Origin of the sequence: Chryseobacterium barbadense (assembly GCF_042849955.1) — a bacterium.
Classification (GTDB): domain Bacteria; phylum Bacteroidota; class Bacteroidia; order Flavobacteriales; family Weeksellaceae; genus Chryseobacterium.
In genome coordinates this window covers 1-21752 of the sequence record NZ_BAAFHL010000044.1, presented here as the reverse complement: position 1 = coordinate 21752, position 21752 = coordinate 1, and the positions used below count along the sequence as shown (strand labels likewise).

20 protein-coding genes are annotated in these 21752 nt (G+C 35.9%); 5 read left to right on the top strand and 15 right to left on the bottom strand.

Annotation, left to right across the window (positions count from 1 at the left end):
• Positions 1-94 precede the first annotated feature (94 nt).
• The 4 genes from ACGHIN_RS13490 to ppk1 all read right to left on the bottom strand — a co-directional run bounded on the left by ACGHIN_RS13490 (position 95) and on the right by ppk1 (position 7124).
• Entirely contained in the window at positions 95-3133 is a 3039-nt protein-coding gene (locus ACGHIN_RS13490; RefSeq protein WP_390454435.1) for a choice-of-anchor I family protein, read from the bottom strand.
• Positions 3134-3402: 269 nt separating this feature from the next.
• Positions 3403-4062, bottom strand: coding sequence for an NAD-dependent epimerase/dehydratase family protein (locus tag ACGHIN_RS13485; protein WP_390454432.1), 660 nt, complete (start codon positions 4060-4062; stop codon positions 3403-3405).
• A 108-nt stretch (positions 4063-4170) separates the two neighbouring features.
• Positions 4171-5055, bottom strand: coding sequence for a Ppx/GppA phosphatase family protein (locus ACGHIN_RS13480; RefSeq protein WP_390454428.1), 885 nt, complete (start codon positions 5053-5055; stop codon positions 4171-4173).
• Positions 5052-7124 carry a polyphosphate kinase 1 gene (gene ppk1 / locus ACGHIN_RS13475; RefSeq protein WP_390454425.1) on the bottom strand — a complete coding sequence of 691 codons (2073 nt, stop codon included), beginning with the start codon at positions 7122-7124 and terminating at the stop codon, positions 5052-5054. The genes ACGHIN_RS13480 and ppk1 overlap by 4 nt, the downstream gene beginning before the upstream one ends.
• A gap of 213 nt (positions 7125-7337) precedes the next feature.
• On the opposite strand from ppk1, the gene dnaK reads away from it, so the two are divergent.
• Positions 7338-9236: a molecular chaperone DnaK gene (gene dnaK / locus ACGHIN_RS13470; RefSeq protein ID WP_390454422.1), complete on the top strand. Its 1899-nt coding sequence runs from the start codon at positions 7338-7340 to the stop codon at positions 9234-9236.
• Between the two features lie 164 nt (positions 9237-9400).
• Here dnaK and ACGHIN_RS13465 read toward each other — a convergent pair whose 3' ends face one another.
• The 7 genes from ACGHIN_RS13465 to ACGHIN_RS13435 all read right to left on the bottom strand — a co-directional run bounded on the left by ACGHIN_RS13465 (position 9401) and on the right by ACGHIN_RS13435 (position 13235).
• Positions 9401-9664 (bottom strand): hypothetical protein, encoded by a 264-nt coding sequence (locus tag ACGHIN_RS13465; RefSeq protein WP_390454419.1) that lies wholly within the window; start codon positions 9662-9664, stop codon positions 9401-9403.
• A 240-nt stretch (positions 9665-9904) separates the two neighbouring features.
• The gene (locus ACGHIN_RS13460; protein WP_390454416.1) at positions 9905-10474 is read right to left on the bottom strand and encodes a hypothetical protein; all 570 of its coding nucleotides are present in this window, start codon (positions 10472-10474) and stop codon (positions 9905-9907) included.
• A 67-nt stretch (positions 10475-10541) separates the two neighbouring features.
• Positions 10542-10937, bottom strand: coding sequence for a DUF7674 family protein (locus ACGHIN_RS13455; protein WP_390454413.1), 396 nt, complete (start codon positions 10935-10937; stop codon positions 10542-10544).
• A 49-nt stretch (positions 10938-10986) separates the two neighbouring features.
• On the bottom strand, positions 10987-11118 hold the full coding sequence (locus ACGHIN_RS13450) for a hypothetical protein (protein ID WP_390454409.1): 132 nt from the start codon (positions 11116-11118) through the stop codon (positions 10987-10989).
• A 44-nt stretch (positions 11119-11162) separates the two neighbouring features.
• The gene (locus tag ACGHIN_RS13445; protein WP_390454406.1) at positions 11163-11519 is read right to left on the bottom strand and encodes a DUF7674 family protein; all 357 of its coding nucleotides are present in this window, start codon (positions 11517-11519) and stop codon (positions 11163-11165) included.
• A 306-nt stretch (positions 11520-11825) separates the two neighbouring features.
• Entirely contained in the window at positions 11826-12695 is an 870-nt protein-coding gene (locus ACGHIN_RS13440) for an AraC family transcriptional regulator (RefSeq protein ID WP_390454403.1), read from the bottom strand.
• A 45-nt stretch (positions 12696-12740) separates the two neighbouring features.
• Entirely contained in the window at positions 12741-13235 is a 495-nt protein-coding gene (locus tag ACGHIN_RS13435; RefSeq protein WP_390454400.1) for a phosphoglycerate mutase family protein, read from the bottom strand.
• Between the two features lie 129 nt (positions 13236-13364).
• On the opposite strand from ACGHIN_RS13435, the gene ACGHIN_RS13430 reads away from it, so the two are divergent.
• The 4 genes from ACGHIN_RS13430 to ACGHIN_RS13415 all read left to right on the top strand — a co-directional run bounded on the left by ACGHIN_RS13430 (position 13365) and on the right by ACGHIN_RS13415 (position 18427).
• Complete coding sequence (locus tag ACGHIN_RS13430) at positions 13365-14378, top strand: nucleoid-associated protein (RefSeq protein WP_390454397.1); 1014 nt, start codon at positions 13365-13367, stop codon at positions 14376-14378.
• Between the two features lie 208 nt (positions 14379-14586).
• Positions 14587-16785, top strand: a complete 2199-nt coding sequence (locus tag ACGHIN_RS13425; RefSeq protein WP_390454393.1) for an ATP-binding protein — start codon at positions 14587-14589, stop codon at positions 16783-16785.
• Between the two features lie 21 nt (positions 16786-16806).
• Positions 16807-17358: a biliverdin-producing heme oxygenase gene (locus ACGHIN_RS13420; protein WP_390454391.1), complete on the top strand. Its 552-nt coding sequence runs from the start codon at positions 16807-16809 to the stop codon at positions 17356-17358.
• 142 nt (positions 17359-17500) lie between these two features.
• Positions 17501-18427, top strand: a complete 927-nt coding sequence (locus ACGHIN_RS13415; protein WP_390454388.1) for a malate dehydrogenase — start codon at positions 17501-17503, stop codon at positions 18425-18427.
• Between the two features lie 63 nt (positions 18428-18490).
• Here ACGHIN_RS13415 and ACGHIN_RS13410 read toward each other — a convergent pair whose 3' ends face one another.
• The 4 genes from ACGHIN_RS13410 to ACGHIN_RS13395 all read right to left on the bottom strand — a co-directional run.
• Positions 18491-19453 carry an RDD family protein gene (locus ACGHIN_RS13410; protein WP_390454385.1) on the bottom strand — a complete coding sequence of 321 codons (963 nt, stop codon included), beginning with the start codon at positions 19451-19453 and terminating at the stop codon, positions 18491-18493.
• A gap of 281 nt (positions 19454-19734) precedes the next feature.
• Entirely contained in the window at positions 19735-20481 is a 747-nt protein-coding gene (locus ACGHIN_RS13405; protein WP_390454382.1) for a DUF6348 family protein, read from the bottom strand.
• Between the two features lie 142 nt (positions 20482-20623).
• A complete protein-coding gene (locus ACGHIN_RS13400; protein WP_390454379.1) occupies positions 20624-21361 on the bottom strand; it encodes an SDR family oxidoreductase in 738 nt (245 codons plus the stop codon).
• Positions 21362-21428: 67 nt separating this feature from the next.
• A partial coding sequence (locus tag ACGHIN_RS13395; protein WP_390454376.1) for a TetR family transcriptional regulator C-terminal domain-containing protein occupies positions 21429-21752 on the bottom strand: 324 nt, incomplete at its 5' end.

Sequence of the window (21752 nt, the reverse complement as noted above, 5' to 3'; positions counted from 1 at the left end):
CCCGCCCCCCCCCCCCCCCCCCCCCCCCCCCAACCCAATTTTAAGGATAAAGCCCCGGAAATCCGAGGCTTCATCAACTGAATAAAAATTATTGTTACTTTACAATTACTCTTTTCAAATGCCCTTCCGAGGTTTTAACAAGGTAAACTCCTGTAGAAAGGATAGAAGTATCTATTGTTAAAGCATTTTTCTCTTTTCGAATCAGTTTTCCGGACATATCGTACAATTCATAACCTTGTGCTCTGTTGAAATACAAGGTATTTCCTTTGGTAACAGGATTCGGGAAAATATTGAATGTCGCTTTTTCCGTTTTAATGTTCCCCGTTCCTAATGTGGGAGATGTAATTTCATACGTAGATAATGTTCCACTGATCTCATTCGCAATGATTACATATCCATTTCCTGTAGCGGAATTTTCAGGAGCAATATAAATGATTCCTTCCGGACCGTTATCACCTCCGAATGCAGAAGTTGAACGTGAATGCTTATAATCTGTGAACGTAGGATTGCTAGGATCTGTGATATTATATACCATTACTCCTCCGGTTCTTTCTAACGTAACGAAAGCATACGTTTGTCCGTTGATCGTTCCTAAAGCAACCCCTTCCGGTTCCGGACCCTTGGCGCGGCTTCTGTTTTTAATTCCGTTGGCTTCATTATCAGCATTGAAAATTAAAGGCTGGTAAGCTGCAATATATCTTTCAAATCGGTCACCGCTGTCATAAACGATCTGTTGTGTATCTGCATTGAAAATGGAGAATGACCGGGCACCTAAAGCATAAATTTCTTCATATTCATTATCTCCGTCCGTATTTCCGTTCACACTGGTTACCCTGAATCTTCCCAAATTATGTGAAGCTTTTAAAACAGATGAATTAGGGAAAACAGTTGGGTCTAAAACATAATTACTTGCTGCTACAGTTATTCTTTCGCTGAAACCGGATAAATCTTTTTCATCTCCTTCATTAGCAGTTACAATATAATTGGTACTTCCGACCTTGTAATTTTGTACAGCATCCGGCATATAATACGCTTTTACAGGCCAGTTGGCAATGACCACTTCACCATTATTATCAGAAGCATCAAAACCATTTCCCGGAAGACTCATGTCTTTTTTGCCTAATCCCCAAATTCCTGTGATTGTTTTCGTGGTAAGATTCACTTCGGCAATGGCGTTGTTTTCCTGAAGTGTAATCCAGGCTTTTTGGCTGTCTGAACTTATAGTAACATATTCCGGTTCCAAATCCTGAGAAAGGGTGTTCGCTGTTCTTACTTTTCTTAATCCTGTTGCCATTAAAGCAGCCAGTTGAGAATCAAATGCATTGAAATTAAGGGTGGTCACGTTACTTTGCGTAAGATTGTTCACTCCTCCTGAAATATCGATAATACTGATGGTACCTTCCGGGTCTACAGTGTAAGCATCATTCGGTTCTCCTTCATTGGCAGTGATCACCTTTGTTCCGTCCGGCGTAAAAGTGATCATATCCGGTAAAGCTCCTACCGTAACCTGCTTCAGGAATGTTCCATTGGTGTCAAAGAAAACTACTGAGCCGTTTTGCTGAGGATTCGCATTCGGAGAAGAAACAGCTACAATTCCATTTTTCACGGCAATACTCGTAATTCCTCCGTAAGGCGCCATATTCACGGTTTGAACTACTGATGGAGCCGCAGGATTATTAAAATTAATAATATCGAAAACATCCGTCAGGGAACTGATGGTAAACAGTTTCTGGCTTGCAGGGTCATGAACTACGATTTCCGTAGAACTGTTATTACTGCCTGAAGGATCAAAACTTCCGATATAATTCAACTGAATTTGGTTGGAGGGAACAGGAGCCGGTTTGTCATTATCAACAATATAAATGGTTGCCGAATTATCTCCCGAAACAGTTGCCCCGGTTGGATTTTCAAGGCTTACCACAAAATATTCTGCATGCTGTTCCTCTAAAGTATCATCTATGATCGGAATGTTTACGGTATAACTTGTTGTTGAAGGCGTAATATTTACAGTTTGGTTAGCTAAAGTAAAATCGCTGCTGTTTGCTGTGCTGTAAGGAGCCGGCTTTACTACTAAGTTAACTGAAGAGGTTGCCGGGTTGTTTACATTGATTTTAAAGCCTAAGCTTCCTGCATTTTCATTCACCTTCACAAAATTCTTTTCAAAAGAAATGGAAGTTCCGGCTGTAGTGAATGTACTTGATGTTGAAGCAGTAACAACATTGTCACTTACATCTTCAACCATACCAGGTTTTAAAGCTAAATAATATGCCTGGTTAGGAACCAAACCACCGGTTGGGATCACCGTGATTTTGTTGTTGCTGAATAGGGTTGTAAAGGGAACTTGGGAACCTGAAGAATTCCCCAAACGGAATTCAACAAGATTTTGTGCATTAGAATCGTTGATCGCAGAATTATCTGTTAATCTTACATCTTCATTAAAAGAAATGGTAGGATTTACAGTAGTAGAAACATTATTTGTGTTGTTGGCGGGAAGATAAGTGACTATGGGTGGAGTAGTATCGACGGTACTTGTTGCGGTTGCATCTACCGTAAAATTATCAAAACGGTTATTTCCTACAGTTCCGCCTGCCCCTACGGAAAATTCAACCTTTAATTTAAAATTAGGATTATTGGCAATTCCGGAAACCGATGAAAAATCCAATGTGATTAACTGTGGATTTGCATCTTGCGGAGTTACGGTCTGATATTGAGTAAATGTTGTTCCGTCTGTCGAATAAGACCAGGTTTGAGTTCCTGCTCCTGAGCCGGATCTCCTTGTCGTAAATTTCACGACCACATTATTGTATCCTGTAGTCGGAAGAGAAAATTGTAAAGCACCGCCGATAGGGTTGTTGAAACGTAAATGAGTACCTGATGCATCACCATTTCTGGCATTTAAATTTTCAATATTGAAATTTTGTCCGGTTCCTCCTGCCGGATCTATAACGCTGGTTCCTCCTGCAACAGCAACCAGTGTTGAACCACTGATTAATGATGAAGTTGGAGTCGTAATGGCTGCTTCAGTTGCATTATTATTAAAATTCCAATAATGGATAAGAGTTTGCCCGAAAAGACCGCTTTGAATGAAAAATGCTGCGGCTACAGACGTTTTTAACAAGTAGTTGTTAATCATTTTTACACAATTAAAGTTATGCAAAAATGAACTTTATACTTTGTAAATATTTTAAGCGAATTTTAATAAATGTTTAATAAAATGTACCCTTTGTATTCATCAATGAGATTTGATTACTTTTTTAGGGTCAATCTTTTTAAATTTTTGAGTTTTAAATTTTTCCGTCAGGCTTTTCCCCGACTGGTACTTCTGGGTATAGAGGAACCCTGAAATTGCTGTTATAATAATTAAAATAAAAGCAACCCACACAATTCTTTTAAGCATTTCTTTCATATGGCTAAGTTTTTAATGTCCTGAATTTCTAAAGTGGAAGTAGGATATCCTCTCTGTACAGCATGAATCATAGCTTTTCCAACCTGGTGTAAGGTTAATGATTGTGATGGGAGAAAAACAGGGAAGAACCAGATGAATGGTTTAAAAAACCACTTTACATTGGTTTGTCCCTCAACAGGTTTCATAAAACCCGGACGGAAATTATAAACAGCTCTAAATCCCAGCTTTTTCAGATCATTTTCTGTTTTTCCTTTTACGCGTGCCCACATGAGTTTCCCACTTTCGCTGCTGTCTGTATGTCTCCCTGAGACATAGTTGAAAACCATTTCAGGGTTCTGTCCTAAAACTGCTTTGGCAAAATGCAGTGTAGTGTCATAAGTAATTTTGGTATATTCTTCCTCGCTCATTCCCACACTGCTGATCCCTGCACAAAAGAAGCAGGCATCATATCCTTTTAAAGCATCATCGTTCAGATCATGTTTCAGGAAGTCCGGAACAATAAACTCTTTTAGCTTAATGTGTTTTTTTCCTGAGAGTTTTCTGTTGATGCATAACACCTCCGAAACGGCAGGGTTTTCCAGACATTCCATTAAAACACCTTCACCCACCATTCCGGTAGCTCCGGTAAGGATTATTTTTATTGGGTTTGAGCTCATTTTTCTTACTATTGTACTTTTATGACGATTGGTGCTTTAAATTTACTTTAAAAAAATAAAATCAGTTACATTTTGTAACTGATTTTATGTATAAGTAAGATTTTTATTCTATCTCTTATGTTGCAAATGGTTGTAGATGTTGTGAATAAGACCATCAGCAACTGATATTTTGGGAACAAAGATTCTGTTGATTTCCGCCCATGTCATTATATTATTGAAAACTTTCAAGGCGTGTACCAATACGTCGGCTCTGTCTTCTCTTAAATTATACTTCGTCATTCTTTCCTCTACGGTAAGTTCATCGAATTCTCTGTATACTTTTTTAAGATGAGACAATGACATAGGTTTTCCGTCTTTGGTTTTGCTCATGGAAAAAACTTTATTGATGTTTCCGCCGGAACCAATGGCAACGATTGGCTTTTTGCTGGTAATATTTTTTCTGATCTCTTCCTTCATCTCCTTCCAGTTGTCCAAAGTCACCAGATTATTCAGTAAGCGGATCGTTCCGATGTTAAAGGATTTTTCATATTTCATTTTACCATTTTCATAAAAAGTAAGCTCAGTTGAGCCACCACCAACATCAATGTACAGATAGGAAAATTCTTTATCTAAACCTTCGGCAACATGATTTTCGTAAACCAATGTAGCTTCTTCATCCCCTGAAATGATCTCAATATCAATTCCGGAAGTTTCTTTTACTTCCTTGATGATTTCCTGGCCGTTCGCTGCATCACGCATTGCACTGGTTGCACAGGCTCTGTAATGATCAACTTTGTATATTTTCATCAGGTCGCTGAAAATTTTCATGGAATCCACCACCATCTTTTCTCTTTCTTCCCCGATTTTTCCCAACGTGAAAACATCCATTCCCAGCCGTAAAGGAATTCTTAGCAGATTAAGCTTAATGAATTCAGGTTTTCTGTTATTGATTTTTACTTCATTGATTAAAAGTCTGGCAGCATTACTTCCTATGTCTATCGCGGCGATCTTCATTTCGTATTCGTTTTAGCTTTTAAATATTTATATGTTTCAATCTGAGAACGGCACTCCTTTTTGTCATTTCTCACATATTCATTGCTTAGTTTCTTATCCAGTATTCTTGCTTTTACATTATCTCTTAACTGAATATCAAGAATATCTTTTAACTCTTTTTTCAGTTCTTTGCTGGTGATCTTTGCGGCAGCTTCAATCCTGTAATCCAGGTTTCTGGTCATCCAGTCCGCAGAGGAAATATACATATCTTCCGCTCCTTTATTGTAAAAATACATTACCCTTGCGTGTTCCAGATATTCATCGACAATACTTATTCCTTTTATTTTCTCCTTAAACTCTTTCTGATTGACGGCACAGTAAATTCCCCTTACAATCATCCTTACGACGACTCCCGCATGGGCGGCGTCATATAGCTTCATTATAAGAGCACGATCACTTAAAGAATTAACCTTGATGATCATTTCGGCTCTTCTTCCTGCTTTGGCTTCTTCAATTTCCTTATCAATATGGTGAACTATTTTTTCACGCATAAACTGTGGGCAAACCATTAAGCTTTTACAGGTTTTTAAAACAGGAAGAATATCTTCTTTCGGCTTTTTCAGAACATTGAAAACTTTGTTAATGTCTGCCATAATGCCACGATCCGCAGTCATAAGCAGATGATCACCATAAATTCTGGCCGTTTTTTCATTGAAGTTCCCGGTACTTACAAAACCGTACTGAATGGTTTTGTTATGAGACCTTTTTTTAATGATACACAATTTAGCGTGAACTTTTTTGTTGGGAATACCTACTAAAACATTAATTCCTTCCGGTTCCAGCATATCTTTCCATTCCAGATTGGATTCCTCATCGAATCTAGCCTGAAGCTCCAGCATAACGGTAACTTCCTTGCCGTTTCTGGCGGCATAGATCAATGCATTGATGATTTTTGAGCTGCTTGCGAGACGATAAGCTGTGATTTGAATAGATTTTACATCCGGATCCATCGCTGCTTCACGAAGTAAATCGATTACGGGATTGTACTTATGGTAAGGGAAAGTAAGAAGTACATCATTTTTCAGGATCACATCTGTTACTCTTTCTCCATGTTCAAAAGCGGGATGTGAAAAAGAAGTTCTTTCCACGGGTTTTTCATAAGCCTCAAAAACATCAGGGAAATCCATGAAATGCTTAAAATTATGTATTTTGCCTCCCGGGATAATACTGTCTTTTTTCGTTAAATTGAGCTTACGGATAAGCATTTCCAGTAAAGCCTTATCCATATCTTTGTCAAACACAAACCGGGTAGGTTTTCCTTTTCTCCGGTTTTTTAAGCCTTTTTCTATTTTCTCTGCGAAATTCGTTCTGATGTCATTATCAATATCCAATTCCGCATCTTTTGTCACTTTAAAAGCATTGGCAGAAAATTCATCATATCCGAAATAAGAAAAAATATGCGGCAGGTTAAAGGTGATAACATCTTCCAGCAGCATGACATTTTTTTCTTCCGGATCTTCCGTAGGTAACAGGACAAATCTTCCCACAAAACGGGACGGGATTTCAATAATGGCATAATTGCTCTGATATTGCCAGTCTTTTTTTCTCATGGCAACTCCCAAATAAAGACTTTTGTCTCTTAAATAAGGCATCGGTGTATTATCGTGAAGCAGAATCGGAATAACATTGGATTCAACCACTTCATCAAAATAATTCCTTACAAATTCTTTTTGTTTTGAAGTAAGGTTTTTAGAATTTTTGATGAAAACCTTATGATCTGCCATTTCAGTCTGGATTTTTTTCCAGGTTTTATCAAAATTCTGCTGCTGCTTAATAACAATGTCATTAATTCTCTGTAATATTTTGGATGGCGGCTGGTAAAAAGATTCCGCAATTACCTTTTCCTTAAAATCCATCGCACGCTTTAATCCGGCCACACGCACTCTGAAAAATTCGTCCAGATTATTGGAAAAGATCCCAAGAAAACGGATTCTTAAATGTAAAGGAACATTCTCGTCCATGGCTTCCTGTAATACTCTTTCGTTGAAAGCTAACCATGTAATATCCCTCGGATTAAAATGTAATGACATATTTGTGTTAAAATTTATCAAAAATAAGAATTAATCATATTGCTGCATGTAATTTAAGGTTAAACTTTAATTAATTTTTATTTCTGAGATGGGGTTGTAGCAGGGATTTTGGAATAGGGTGTGTCAATTTGTCACAAATTTGCCGATGGTACAAATATTGAGAAATTCTGAATGTAAATTGAAAATTAAAAATTAGAAAAAATATAAAATATTATGAGTAAAATAATTGGAATTGACTTAGGAACCACCAACTCTTGTGTTGCCGTAATGGAGGGTAAAGACCCTGTAGTTATTCCTAATGCAGAAGGAAAAAGAACTACACCTTCCATTGTAGCGTTCACAGAAGATGGTGAAAGAAAAGTAGGAGATCCTGCTAAAAGACAGGCCGTAACGAATCCAAAAAAGACAGTATATTCTATCAAAAGATTTATTGGAACTCATTTTAAAGATGACGGTAGCGAGATCGCAAGAGTGCCTTATGAAGTGGTGAGCGGACCTAATGATACCGTAAAAGTAAAAATTGACGATAGAGAATATACTCCACAGGAAATTTCGGCTATGATCCTTCAAAAAATGAAGAAAACTGCCGAAGATTATCTTGGACAGGAAGTTACAAGAGCAGTGATCACTGTTCCTGCATACTTTAATGACGCTCAAAGACAAGCAACTAAAGAAGCTGGTGAAATTGCAGGTCTTAAAGTAGAAAGAATTATCAATGAGCCTACTGCTGCTGCGTTAGCGTATGGTTTGGATAAGAATCATAAAGATCAAAAGATCGCTGTATATGACCTTGGAGGAGGTACTTTCGATATTTCTATCCTTGACTTAGGTGATGGGGTATTCGAAGTATTATCTACCAACGGAGATACTCACTTAGGAGGGGATGACTTCGATGATGTGATCATTAACTGGATGGCAGATGAATTCAAATCTGAAGAAGGAGTGGATCTAAAAGCAGATGCTATTGCTCTTCAAAGATTAAAAGAAGCTGCTGAAAAAGCTAAAATTGAATTATCTTCTTCTCCGCAAACTGAAATTAACCTACCATATATTACGGCGACGGCTACAGGTCCTAAACACTTAGTAAAGACTTTAACCAGAGCTAAATTCGAGCAATTAGCTTCTGACCTGGTAAGAAGATCTATGGAGCCGGTTGCAAAAGCTTTGAAAGATGCAGGATTATCTACTTCTGATATTGATGAGGTAATCTTGGTGGGAGGTTCTACAAGAATCCCGGTGATCCAGGAAGAAGTAGAAAAATTCTTCGGTAAAAAACCATCTAAAGGAGTAAACCCGGATGAAGTTGTAGCTGTAGGTGCAGCTATTCAGGGAGGAGTTTTAACAGGTGATGTGAAAGATGTGTTGCTTCTTGACGTTACTCCGCTTTCTTTAGGTATTGAAACAATGGGTTCAGTATTTACCAAATTGATCGAAGCGAATACAACGATCCCAACTAAAAAATCTGAGGTATTCTCTACAGCTTCTGATAATCAGCCGGCTGTAAGCATCAGAGTAGGACAGGGAGAAAGACCAATGTTCAATGATAATAAAGAAATCGGTAGATTCGATTTAACTGATATTCCACCTGCACCAAGAGGAGTTCCTCAGATTGAAGTAACTTTCGATATTGATGCGAACGGTATTCTTCATGTATCTGCCAAAGATAAAGGAACAGGTAAAGAGCAATCTATCAAAATCCAGGCTTCTTCAGGTCTTTCTGACGAAGAAATCGAAAGAATGAAGAAAGAAGCTCAGGAAAATGCTTCCGCAGATGCTAAGAAGAAAGAAGAAGTTGAGATCTTCAACAAAGCAGACGGATTAATCTTCCAGACCGAAAAGCAATTGAAAGAATTCGGAGACAAGCTTTCTGCTGACAAAAAAGCAGCCATTGAAAGTGCAGCCGCTGAATTGAAAACTGCTTTCGAAGCTAAAAACGGAGATGAAGTAAAAGCTAAAACAGAAGCTTTAGATGCAGCTTGGATGGCCGCTTCAGAAGAATTATATGCAGCAGGACAACAAGCTCCGGGAGCTGATGCAGGAGCTCAGAACCCAGGAGGAAATGCAGGAGGTGCTGAAGATGTACAGGATGCGGACTTCGAAGAAGTGAAGTAATAGTTATAGAGCTAATCATATAAGAAAATCCCCGGGCGAAGCCCGGGGATTTTTATTTAAGCTTATCAATCTTTTCTATTTCTTTTATATAAAACTTAACTTCTTTGATTGTAAGTTTATGATAGCCTTCTTCAATAATATCTTCTAATTCAACTTTGAAAATATCATCTTTTTTCTTTTAAAAATCGATCTCTCATTCCAATAATTTCTTTTGCCGAATAGACTTCATCCCTTAGAAATTCTGCAATGTTTTTTTGAGAACCTACACATCCCATTTTATAAACCATAATTAATGGGTTTTCAGAATAATATTTATAAAGTTCAAGAAATCTTTTATCGTTTCTTTTGAATAATTCTACAGCACAATATACCTTTAAAGCATTACTTCCATTTTGGGCAAAATAATATAGCTCGTCATTTTTTGCCACTTTAGCAAGATCTTTAAATGATTATAAATTTTACTTTCTTCCGCACCATACCCAATGTGTGAGGATTCTGCATGAGAAATAGTATCCAATGGTTTGGCTAAACTTCTAACTTTATCTGAAATCTGTGCATTAAAAAGACAAACTTGTAAAAACAGTATAAAAGCAATCTTTATTTTCATACATTAAATATAAAAAATCTCCGCGCGAAGCGCGGAGATTTTATTTTTTATTTGTAAAAGTTTACTTCTTTTCAGAATCTATTTTTCCTATTTCCTGCCAATAAAATTTCAAATCGTTTTTTGACAGGTTTTTATACTTTTCCTCGAACTTTCTCAACTGTTTGTCTTCAAAGCTTTCCAGAACATTATTTTTTTCGTCGTTCTTCCATTCTTCCACTAATGAAAGTATTTCCGTAGTGGTTTTTATGGCGTGTTTCAAATGGGAAGTAATGTCTTCGTCCGATACCTCACTTCCATAGGTATACGATAATGAAAAAGGATTTTCTGTATAGAATTTATAGATGTCAAGGAAGCGTTTATCATTTCTTTTAAGCAGTTCCTTGCTGGAATAAAATTTTAATGATTTGCTTCCATTCTTTGCGAGATAAAAAAGATCATCGTTGTCGGCAACTTCAGAAAGCTTTTGAAAATATTCATACACTTTACTTTTTTCTGCACCTACTTTGATATATTCTGATTCCGCATACGCAATAGTATCCAATGGCTTAGCCAGTTTTCTGACCTGATCTGAAATTTGTGCATTGATGAAAAATGTGGAAAAAAAGAAGATAAAAGCGATGTTGATTTTCATGGCCGTAAAGATAAAAAAAACTCCCCAAAATTTCATGTTCCGGGGAGTCTCTTTTTAGATTAAATTTTTACTTGCCAAAGAATATTTTATCCTGCTTTTGCTGGTCATTATAAATGAGTTGGAAGCTTAAAGGCATATATTCATAAAGAAGCTTCCAATGATGAATTTTAGTGTGCTTTTTAAAGCTTTCAAATGACCGTACAAAAAGATTTTCAATCATGTCCTGGACGTATGAATTTCCGTTTCGATAAAGCCAGTCCATTAATTTGATGTGATGGGCGATAAGGTTGATCTTCGATTCCTGAAGCAGATCCTTTAAATAATTGATTGTCGCCTGTATGATTCCCGCAAAATTACCCTGGGCCGATAATTGGTCGATCTCATGTCGAAGTGGGGGATAGAAAAATTTTAAATACTCGGTTGCTATTTTTTGATTAATAGTTTTCATTTGTCCGTTCATCATAATTTTAATTTTTCAAAACAGTAATCTTGCCGCGAAAATTGTACCAAACTTATAGACAGGCGGCAGCAATAAATACACCGATGATCACAGCGATATGTGTTGCCAATATCTCGGTATTGTGCCTGGAATTTAACTTTTTCCATTCTTTCCAGTTGGATAATTTCCTGATTTTTGTTCTCATAATGATCTTGTTTTGTAATGAAATTACTGAAAAATGTAATGAAATTACATTCCGGATTTGTAAATCTGTCTCAAATAAATCTGTCGTAAATCATTAGAAATATTGTTGAAGATGACTTTTTTGCATTCTGCGTTGCAAAATGTGGTAAAGTTGTCCAGTGAATAAATGAACGTATTTTCTATGGCATTTTTAAGCGCAATATTTCCGCTTCTATAGATTTTATTCATCTTTTTTAAATAGGAGGTTAACAATTGGAGCTTATTTTCTTTGGCTACTTTTCTGATTTGAACCATGAAAATTTGTATCAGTTCATAAACATTTTGATCAGAACATTTGCTTAATTCACTTTGTATCTCAGGAGCAGCCTTTGCAATTTCCTGAACAGCCTGTGCGTAATTCATTTTTATTTATTTTAAAAATGACGATACGAATCACATTCCTTTTCTTAATTTTAATTATAATGTATTGTCAGTGAATAGTATATGATTTATTTCGGAAAGATCTTTATTAATAAACCTTATCAAAATGATTCGAACAATTATCAAAACGGAAATGTATTGAAATAAAAAAGCTGTCAGAATCCGACAGCTTTTGTTTGTGTTTTTACCTTCTTACTGTAATTACAGTTGGTTTGTAAATACAAAGATGTGATATTATGTCCGTTTCTAAAAGGTTTAAAACAGACATTAGATGGTAAAAAACGGACACTACTGCCCTTTATATGAAGTAGGTGTTTCACCCGTATGCTTTTTGAAATACTTTACCAGATTGGTAGGCTCATTGAAATGGAGAGAATAAGCAATTTCTTTTATGCTGAGTTTTTCAAACAATAAAAGACGCTTGATTTCAATGATAACCCTGTTGTCAATAAACTCTTTGGCCGATTTTTGAATGGAAGACTGGGTAATTCTGTTTAATGTTTTAGGAGTGATGGCCATAAGAGAAGCATAAAAATCTACACTCCGTTCCCGGGAAAAATGTTTTTCCAATAATTGCTTGAAGTGGTAATATTGGGACAAATAATGATGATTGATAATATAGTCGTTGTTTATTTGTTTTTGTCGCTCCGCATAAATCAGGAATAAGCTTGTCAGCTTTTGCAGGGTTTCTTCTTTTACAAAAGTATCACTGGAGGAAAGTTCAGACTGTAATAACTGTACTATTAGCAGCATTTGAGAAAATACTTCCGGCTTTGGTTGTATTAAAGCACTAGGAAGTGTCGTGTCAAAAATCAGAGTCTGATTCAGAAAAGCGAGATCATTGGCCTGCTTGCGGAAAAAATTTTCAGTGAATAAGAGCAGGTAGCCATTGAATTGCGGATTCTTCTCATACTGCTGAATCTGTCCGGGAGCTACAAATAATATGGTTCCCTTTTCGAGCGTATATTTTTTAAAGTCTACAAAGTGCTTGCCTTTACCTTCCGTAATAATGAAGGCAACATAAAAATGAATTCTTTCCGTTTTGCCAAAGTGAGTGAGGGTGGACAACATTTTGAAAAAACTGTCCAGTTCCATGATTTCACATTCATAAGGTGCTTTAGCCCGGTTAAACCTGATATTTTTAATAATCCTTTCCAAATGAATATATATAAAGCAAAATAGTATCCGGCTAAGGAATCAAACTTAGTACTTTGAAGACTGAAGCGTTACCTTATCTTTTTCAATGGTCAGGTGAAAAAGATTGGCATAATCATCTTCAGCAATGCTGGCAAAAGGTTTTTTAGCTCCAAAAGCTTCCACGGTCTCAAGAACGGTATTGGAGTGTCCCACAATAATAATGTTTTCTCCTGAGTGGTTGGAAAGAATCTCTTCTACAAAACCTTTGATATTTCGCGGATCATAATCGGTAATCCCTATTTTGTTGAATAAAGCCAAAGGCTCTAAAGTTTGTTGAGTTCTGTTAAAGGGTGTAGAGTAAGCTGCTGAAAATTGTATTTTCTTCAGTTCTGCAAGTAATTTTTCAGCTCTTTGTTTTCCGGCTTCGCTTAGATTTGGATTGGTGTTCCCTTTGTCGGAAAGATCTTTTTCCGCATGCCTTACTATATAAACTTGGGTTGTCTGTGCTTGTGTGAAAAGGCAGAAAAATAATAACGAAAAGGTGAATAGAAGCTTTTTCATAAGGTTAGAAATCAGGTCTTATCTGATATTGTGCTAAAATAATAATTATATCCTAAAAACAAATACCTTCATCAGTTTCTTGCTGTCTTTGAAGTTTACAGTTATATTTGTCCCCTCAAAAAAAATGAAATGTTTTCAAAAATTATAGTTCACAGAGTAGGTAACAAAATCAATGGAGAATCTTTAATTCTTTCTCAGGAAGAATTGCAGTTGGACGAAGGAATGGCGGAATTGCTTGAAAATTATTTTTTAGGTTCTTTCAAATCGGAAGAGACCTATCAGTTTTATAGTGATTCTTATCTGGTGAATAATCCTGTGTATAGTGCCGTGTCTGAAATTTTTGAAGATAAGGCTAAATTTCTCTGGGAGTCTGAAAACATAGCAAAACATCTTTTTGAGGCTGCCGAAAACCCAAGAGTGCAGGGTGGCGAATTATTTATCGTGTATTTTGAAGGTGATGAAGCAGGAGATGAAAAGGTAGATAAAATAGGGATTTTTAAAACAGAGAAAAGAGATTCATTCTTAAAGATATTTTCTCAAAATGAAAATTTTGAATTAGAAAAAGACCAGGGAATCAGTCTTTCCAAGATTGATAAAGCAGCTTTGATCTATAATAACGGCAAAGAAAGCGGCTATGTACTTTCTGTAGTGGATAACAATAAAAACGGGGACATGTACTATTGGTTTGAAGATTTCCTGAAGGTAAAACAGCGTGATGATGAGTACTTTCACACCCAGGAAGCACTTATGGTTTACAAAGACTACATTACAAAACAGCTTCCTCAGGAATTTGAGGTTTCGAAAGCAGATCAGGCCGATTTTTTAAATAAATCCATCAACTTCTTTAAGGAAAAAGAACAGTTTAATCTTGACGAATTTACCAATGAGGTCCTGGGAGATGAACATGTTATTGAAAGCTTCGTAAATTTCAAGACCGATTATGAACAGGATATGCAGATCAATATAGCAGAAGAATTCCCGATCAATGAAACGGCAGTGAAAAAATCGCAAAGACATTTCAAAAGTATCATTAAACTGGATAAAAATTTCCATATCTATATTCACGGAGACAGGCAAAAGATTGCTCAGGGGCAGGATGAGAAAGGGAAGTATTATATGCTGTATTTCGAGAAAGAAGATTAATGGTTTTGATCTTGACGGAAATTGTAAGAAAAACATTATATAGAATGTTTGTGTTGTTAGTTTAGATTTCAGTCATGATTAAAAAAGCAAAAAGACATATATTCTCTGATAAGAAATATAAAATTCAGATACTTTTGTGGTATCTAATCCGTGTATATCATCATAAAACTTAAAAAAAATCGTTATATTTGATAGATTTAAGTATTATATGAATTTTGTAGAGTGTCATGAGGAGCCCATCCATATTCCGGGGTATATACAAAGTTTTGGTTATCTGATTGGCATTGACGCAACATCATACACCATCACTTTTTTCAGCAGGAATATTTCAGATGTTTTTGATCTTGAAAATGCAGAACAGCTTTTCAATAAAAAAATCACGGATTTTCCTGAAAGTTTTCAGACTATCATTGAATCTGAAATTTATGTTTCCTTAGGCAGATTTACACGGAGAAAAAATGAAACTTATTTCGATAAAATCTTAATAAAGGATAAAGAATACCATTTCTCGGTTTTCCGAAGCGATGACCATATCTTTTTGGAATTTGAAGAAGTTCTTGTTAATCCAAACAAACGTATTTCCAATAAATATGATAACTTTTATTTTATTGATGATACACAGGAAATATGGGACCAGCTTTTGAGTACTCTGTCTAAAATCATAGATTATGACCGTTTAATGGTGTATAAATTCATGATGGATGGTTCAGGCAAAGTAATTGCTGAAAAAAGGAAAGATCATACAGAAAGCTACCTGGGACTGCATTATCCGGAAACGGATATTCCCAGACAGGCAAGAGAACTATACCTGAAAAAAAGAAAAAGAATATTCAGTAATGTATATTCAGAGACGGTTCCTATTCTAAGCAGGTCAAAAAACCCTATTGATCTCACTTTTACCGCTTCACGGGGAATGTCTCCTATTCACGGGCAATATATTAAGAATTCCGGAGCTTCTTCCAGTTTCAGTGTTTCAATTATCATTGATAACCATTTATGGGGACTGGTGACCTGTCAGAATACAAATCCGAAACATATCGATCTTGAAGACCGGGTTCAGGCCGGAATTTTCACAGCACTGGCTTCTAATGCTTATTCTTCATTTAAATCGAAGAAAGCACTGAATTATCGTCTGGAGCTTAATGAAAAATCTTCACAATTAAAATCGGAATTCCTCAAGCAAAACTCTCTGTTTGATTCTTTGGTTGAAAATAAAACTGAAATTAAAGAGTTACCGGAAGCAGATGGCCTTGCGATTGTTTTTGATGAATATGTCGTTACGGAAGGTGCGGTTCCTGCTCGTGATGTTATTAATAAAGTGACTTACTGGGCTTTTGAAAATGTAAAAGAAGATATTTATATAAGCCGCAGCTTTCTTAAAGATCATGGTGATGAACTGGGGTTAGATGAAACCACAGCCGGCATTATCATTTATTTTATAGAGAGAAGTAAAAATGAAATGCTGATCTGGTTCAGAAAAGAGTTTGATGAACATATCGACTGGGCAGGAAATCCTGAAAAGAAAGTTGAAGTTTTTGTCCAGAATGGTGAAGAAAAGCAAATCGTATCCCCCCGGACCTCTTTTCAATTATTTACAGAAAATATTAAAGGAAATTCAAAAAGATGGAATTCCGGAAATATAAGCGCAGTACACACTGTTCGTGATGTGATTCTGGAAACATCTCATAAACAATATACTGTTATCAAGCGTCTTAATGATGAGCTGAAAAAAGTGAATGAGGAGCTGGATAGTTTTTCCTATACAATTTCCCATGATCTGGGAACCCCGCTCACCGTGATGAAGCTGAATGCGCAGATGCTTCTGAATAGTCTTAGCGACGGATCGGAAAAAAGCAAACATAAAATCAATACCATTATTGATGAAATAGACAGTATGGCTGAAATGATGCATGATGTTTTACAGCTTAGCCGTGCCAAATACAGCGAAATCCAGCTGGAAGGCATTAAGACGAACACCATGATTCAGAAGATTTCTGAAAATGCCAAGATTACCTTTGACAGCCCTAAAAGCGAAATTATTATTAGGGAATGTCCCGATGTTCTTGCAGATAAAACTATGCTGCATCAGGTTTTTCTGAATATTATCAACAATGCGGTTAAGTATTCTTCCCATAAAGATGAGCCCAAAGTGGAAATTGAAGGTTTGGAAGACGGAACAACCATTACTTACAGAATTTCGGATAACGGAATTGGGATTCCTGAAGAAGAAAAACATAAGATGTTCAAAATTTTCAACAGACTGGACAATGCTAAGAAATTCAAAGGAAACGGGGTCGGCTTATCTATTGTACACAGGATTATGAAAAGAATAGGAGGTGATGTAACCTATGAAAGCAGTAGTGAGGGAACATCTTTTATCTTAACATTTAAAAAGCCTTACCTTTGAGCAACTTTTTAAATCTTTAGCATGATTTCAGAATACCTTAAACAAAATACGGCAGAATATCATAATGCTGCTGAAAAATTATTCAACTCTGAAAAAATATTTAATAAAACCTTCACGTTGGAAGATTATAAAAAGATCATTCATTCCAATTATCTGATGCTTTTGCATTCTGAAGATAAGATATTCGATAGTCTTTCCCAGAGGTTTTCTGAAAAGCTTCATTTGGATCAAAGAAGAAAACTCCCTCTGATACAGCAAGATCTTCAAAGCCTTTCACTGAAAGACAAGGACGCAGCACATCCACTGGAAATCGAGAATGAGCATGAAGCTTTGGGGATGCTTTATGTAATTGAAGGTTCTACATTAGGCGGAAATGTTATTGCCAAGCAGCTTTCCAGGGCAGAAGGCTTTGACAACATTACGTTCCATTTCTTTGGCTGCTATCAGGAAAATACCGGATCTATGTGGAAGAATTTTAAAGAAGTCTTAGATTCGGAAGTGAAGAAAGAAAATTATGATGAGGTATTGTCCGGAGCGAAAAAATTATACACATTTCTATTGAATGTTAATTAAATTATTCCTTCTTTCTCTCCTGATTTTTTTCATTCGCAATTAAATTCCTTAAAAATTGCCCAACTTTTCAAGAATTATTAAATTTGGAAGTCAAAAGTTGTAGACCATACAAATTAAATAAACAAATAAAAAAGTATACATTATGAAAGTAACCGTAGTAGGTGCAGGAGCTGTAGGAGCAAGTTGTGCAGAATACATCGCAATGAAAAATTTCTGTTCAGAAGTAGTTTTAGTAGATATCAAAGAAGGTTTTGCTGAAGGGAAAGCAATGGATTTGATGCAGACGGCGTCATTAAACGGATTTGATACTAAAATCACTGGAACAACCGGAGATTACAGCAAAACGGCAGGTTCTCATGTAGCGGTGATCACTTCAGGGATTCCAAGAAAACCCGGAATGACAAGAGAAGAGCTTATCGGAATCAATGCAGGAATCGTAAAAGAAGTTACTGAAAATTTAGTAAAACACTCTCCTGACGTTATCATCATTGTGGTTTCCAACCCAATGGATACTATGGCTTACTTAGTACACAAAACTTCCGGTCTTCCGAAACACAGAATCATTGGTATGGGAGGTGCTTTAGACTCAGCAAGATTCAAATACAGATTGGCTGAAGCTTTGGAGAGCCCAATTTCAGATGTAGACGGAATGGTTATCGCTGCTCACAGTGATACAGGAATGCTTCCGTTATTGAGCAAAGCAACAAGAAACGGTGTTCCGGTAACAGAATTCTTAAGCGAAGATAAGCAACAATATGTTATTGAAGAAACTAAAGTAGGAGGAGCTACTCTTACTAAATTATTAGGAACTTCTGCTTGGTATGCTCCAGGTGCAGCTGTTTCTGTAATGGTTCAGGCTATTGCATGCGATCAGAAGAAAATGATCCCTTGTTCTTTAATGCTTGACGGAGAATACGGGGAAAGCGATATCTGCCTAGGAGTTCCAGCGATTATCGGAGCTAATGGTGTTGAAAGAATCGTAGATATTACTTTAACTGAAGAAGAAAAAGCAAAATTCGCTGAAGCTGCAAAAGCAGTAAGAGAGGTGAATGGAGATTTGAAGTTTTAATTGAAACTTTAATATATAAAAAACCGCACCCGAAGGGTGCGGTTTTTTGTTCATTATTCTATTTTAATATTGCAGCATTCCTTTCCATTCAGAAATTGGTTTGTAAAAATTAAATGAATCATATTGTTTTGCAATCCCAATATCGAATCCGGAAATCACAACAACATTTAAAATATCATTATCTGTTTCATATGCTTTACTGTCTATAAATGTTTTTACGGATTGTATAAGCTCAGGGGTATTGATATTAGCTTCAGGATTATTGTTCAGGTCCAGATTTCTTTTAACCTGAATTTTTACAGTGTAAGTAAAGCGCTTTATACCGTTACGGTCTGTAATTGCAGGGAAATTCTTAGTTACACCGGCATTTGAAATATTATTTTGTTTCTCTAAAGCTTCATAAACCGGAATTAGCTTGGAAATTTCTGATTTGCTGTTGAGAGTATAAACAGAAAAGAATATGACTATTAAAAAAATCCCACCAGTAATATAAAATGGCAATTTGGTTACCTTGGGCATGAATGAAATTTCAGTATTTCTTTGAATTTTCACGACATAAGTTTTTGCAATGATGTCATGGATTGATTGTCTTGTCTCTTTATTGAAAATATAGAATACGATAATTCCTAAACCTAATACGAAGATGATTATGGATTGGAGAATCATGAAAGCAGAAAATTGACTCACTCCTGAAATTTTAAATCCATTTAAGAAAAACGGAAAGGTAAAGATAAAGGACCTTATCAAGGAAGTTTTTAAGGTTGTCGCAGTTCCGCTGATATCAACTACCTGAATATTCATTATTTTCTTACCCAGTGTCTGTCCGTTATTGAGTTTAGAATTTAAAATAGAGAAATAAGCCATTGAAATAACCCAACCTATAATTTTTGCATTTTCACCCAGTGTAATGAAATAGTTTTTAAAAATAATACCTAGTATAAATCCAAACAGTCCAAGAATAATTGAGTCGATTAAAAATGCCCAGATTCTTGTCCAGAATGGAGATAAAAGTAAATTGTTTTCCATTTTTTAATAGTTTTTTGTCAGTCAAAAATAATGAAACTTCCTCTGTTCCTAATATAAAAGATAACAAAGATTGTTTTTTTTATTTTAAAGATTTTTAGTTTTATTTGAGAGAATAAATTATCTGATTTTAAAAAGTTTCGGCGCGGCCGAAGACCGCGCCGAAACTTTTTTATAGATGGAAGATTAATAAGAGTTTAAGCCTTGTCAGCCATTTCCAAATTGGCTATTATCCTTTATTAACCGGAAGGTGTAGACTTTGGTATATATCCATTTAATCTGCCTTATTCACTTGCATCACATTTTCTGAACATGATGAATTGTTTCAAACCAATAAAAACTTTTTTGTTATTCAGAGATCGGATATAATCTGATAAGATCTCTAATCCCTCATCCCATGGTTCATTGTTGAATAAGCACTCTCCTGTTATGTTTCCGTTAGAGTCAGCAACATATATTTTCAGCCAGTTGAATTTCTGGTTGTTCAGTTTTTTGGGGATTTTATCTTTAAGCAGTTTAAACAGGAACTCATTTTCAGAAGGACCTTCCCAATCACCCTGCAAAACAGTATTTCCCAATTTTGGATGCCAAAGCAATTTGTTATATTCAAAATCAAGTTCTGGATCATGAGTATCAGAAAAGCTGTCGATGATAGGCTCAAAAGTTGTATTCAAATAATTATTCAGAACAGAATCCGTTTTTTCTTCAATCGTACTTCCTACACCTACGATATTTTCTGCTATACCATCTGGAAAATAAGTTGGATGAATTGTAACGATCATCAAGTGAATTAGTGAAGGATGATAATCCGGTCTGTCCAATATCACGGTAGCAATTTCAAGCTCTGAATTAATGATTAACGCAAGATATTGGGGATGCCACTCGACTTCGTATCCTTTATCAATTAATTTAGTTTTTAAGGTCTCCAAAAGGAAAATGTTAGGATCTGCCTGTGGTCTTACCGATTCATTCGTAGCCGGTTTGTTTTCTTCTGTATTTTGTTTTTTCTTGAAAAAATCCAAAAATCCCATATTTAAGTTTTTATTTGATTATGATTATTAAGCTTAATAGTTTCCAAAGATGCAGATTTTTTCATGAAGCCGGTTAATTTTTAGAATAAAAAATGTCCACATACTTAAAAGCTGTGGACCAATTAATTGATAAGATCAGTTATTAATTATTCATCACACTAAAAGCACCTTCAGAATTAGCGAAGAAACTATTAAATAGAACTTCAGTATTCCCCACGCGGATTTCATATCTGTTTTCCCCAAGAGCTTTTACTAAATCATTAGCCACGTCAGAGGCTGGAATTCCGTTCTCCCGACCTCCGATCTCTACGGAAAGGTCTGTATTTACTAATGGTGGCATCAATTCAAAGACTTTTATGTTGGTGTCTTTTGCCAATTCATATCTCAACAGTCTGGTATGGGAGTGAAGTGCTGCTTTAGAATCTGAATAGGTAGGTACGTGAGAACCGGGAACAAAGCTGACAATCGAAGAAACATTGACGATTGCTGCCTCGTTTTGTTGTTTTAATAAGGGAAGAAATTTTTCTGTCAGCCTGATTGGTGCAAAATAATTGGTAGTAAACTCAGCAACTGCCTTGCTGTACATATCCGCACCTTCCGAAAGAGTATAGGCATACGCATAACCCGCATTATTGATCAGGATATTCAACCCGCCGAAAGTTGTTTTTACTTCTTCAAACAGCCTGTTGACATCAGATTCATTAGTAATATCTGCCTGAAAAGTGAAAATATTTTCCAAATCTTTTGCTGCTGCATCCAGTTTTTCTTTATTTCGCCCGACAATAATAACTCTATTAGCCGGACTTAAAGCTTTAGCGATTTCTAAACCAATTCCGGAACCTCCGCCGGTAATTAAGATAGTGTTGTTGGTAATGTTCATAATAATTTGTTTTTGTTATTTCTGTTATTTTATATTGTACTATTTGGTACAAAATTTATTAAAAAATTTATTCCAGTGGTTTTAGATTCATTTCAATCATAGATCTGAGAATGTTAGGAGAACTTTCCATGCGTCTTGTCACATGAATTCCATTCCAAAGGTTGGTTAAATGCCAGGCCAGAATTTCAGAATTTTCCAGAGTTTTCAGTTGTCCATTTTCTTGTGCCTTTTTAATAGCTTTGGCAAAAATCTTTTGTAAACCTTTCAATAGCTCTGCCGTTATTTTTTTAATTTCCTCATCCTTCTCAGAAAGCTGAACCAAAGCATTTCCCAAATAACAGCCCCTATCAATATCACAATTTTCTGCGTCAGAAAGCGCTAGGAAAAACTG

What these genes read in the sequence shown, in the direction of transcription:
- ACGHIN_RS13490 (WP_390454435.1), bottom strand. Translation starts at nt 3,133, where the DNA reads ATGATTAACAACTACTTGTTAAAAACGTCTGTAGCCGCAGCATTTTTC.
- ACGHIN_RS13485 (WP_390454432.1), bottom strand. Translation starts at nt 4,062, where the DNA reads ATGAGCTCAAACCCAATAAAAATAATCCTTACCGGAGCTACCGGAATG.
- ACGHIN_RS13480 (WP_390454428.1), bottom strand. Translation starts at nt 5,055, where the DNA reads ATGAAGATCGCCGCGATAGACATAGGAAGTAATGCTGCCAGACTTTTA.
- ppk1 (WP_390454425.1), bottom strand. Translation starts at nt 7,124, where the DNA reads ATGTCATTACATTTTAATCCGAGGGATATTACATGGTTAGCTTTCAAC.
- dnaK (WP_390454422.1), top strand. Translation starts at nt 7,338, where the DNA reads ATGAGTAAAATAATTGGAATTGACTTAGGAACCACCAACTCTTGTGTT.
- ACGHIN_RS13460 (WP_390454416.1), bottom strand. Translation starts at nt 10,474, where the DNA reads ATGAAAATCAACATCGCTTTTATCTTCTTTTTTTCCACATTTTTCATC.
- ACGHIN_RS13455 (WP_390454413.1), bottom strand. Translation starts at nt 10,937, where the DNA reads ATGATGAACGGACAAATGAAAACTATTAATCAAAAAATAGCAACCGAG.
- ACGHIN_RS13450 (WP_390454409.1), bottom strand. Translation starts at nt 11,118, where the DNA reads ATGAGAACAAAAATCAGGAAATTATCCAACTGGAAAGAATGGAAAAAG.
- ACGHIN_RS13445 (WP_390454406.1), bottom strand. Translation starts at nt 11,519, where the DNA reads ATGAATTACGCACAGGCTGTTCAGGAAATTGCAAAGGCTGCTCCTGAG.
- ACGHIN_RS13435 (WP_390454400.1), bottom strand. Translation starts at nt 13,235, where the DNA reads ATGAAAAAGCTTCTATTCACCTTTTCGTTATTATTTTTCTGCCTTTTC.
- ACGHIN_RS13430 (WP_390454397.1), top strand. Translation starts at nt 13,365, where the DNA reads ATGTTTTCAAAAATTATAGTTCACAGAGTAGGTAACAAAATCAATGGA.
- ACGHIN_RS13425 (WP_390454393.1), top strand. Translation starts at nt 14,587, where the DNA reads ATGAATTTTGTAGAGTGTCATGAGGAGCCCATCCATATTCCGGGGTAT.
- ACGHIN_RS13420 (WP_390454391.1), top strand. Translation starts at nt 16,807, where the DNA reads ATGATTTCAGAATACCTTAAACAAAATACGGCAGAATATCATAATGCT.
- ACGHIN_RS13415 (WP_390454388.1), top strand. Translation starts at nt 17,501, where the DNA reads ATGAAAGTAACCGTAGTAGGTGCAGGAGCTGTAGGAGCAAGTTGTGCA.
- ACGHIN_RS13410 (WP_390454385.1), bottom strand. Translation starts at nt 19,453, where the DNA reads ATGGAAAACAATTTACTTTTATCTCCATTCTGGACAAGAATCTGGGCA.
- ACGHIN_RS13405 (WP_390454382.1), bottom strand. Translation starts at nt 20,481, where the DNA reads ATGGGATTTTTGGATTTTTTCAAGAAAAAACAAAATACAGAAGAAAAC.
- ACGHIN_RS13400 (WP_390454379.1), bottom strand. Translation starts at nt 21,361, where the DNA reads ATGAACATTACCAACAACACTATCTTAATTACCGGCGGAGGTTCCGGA.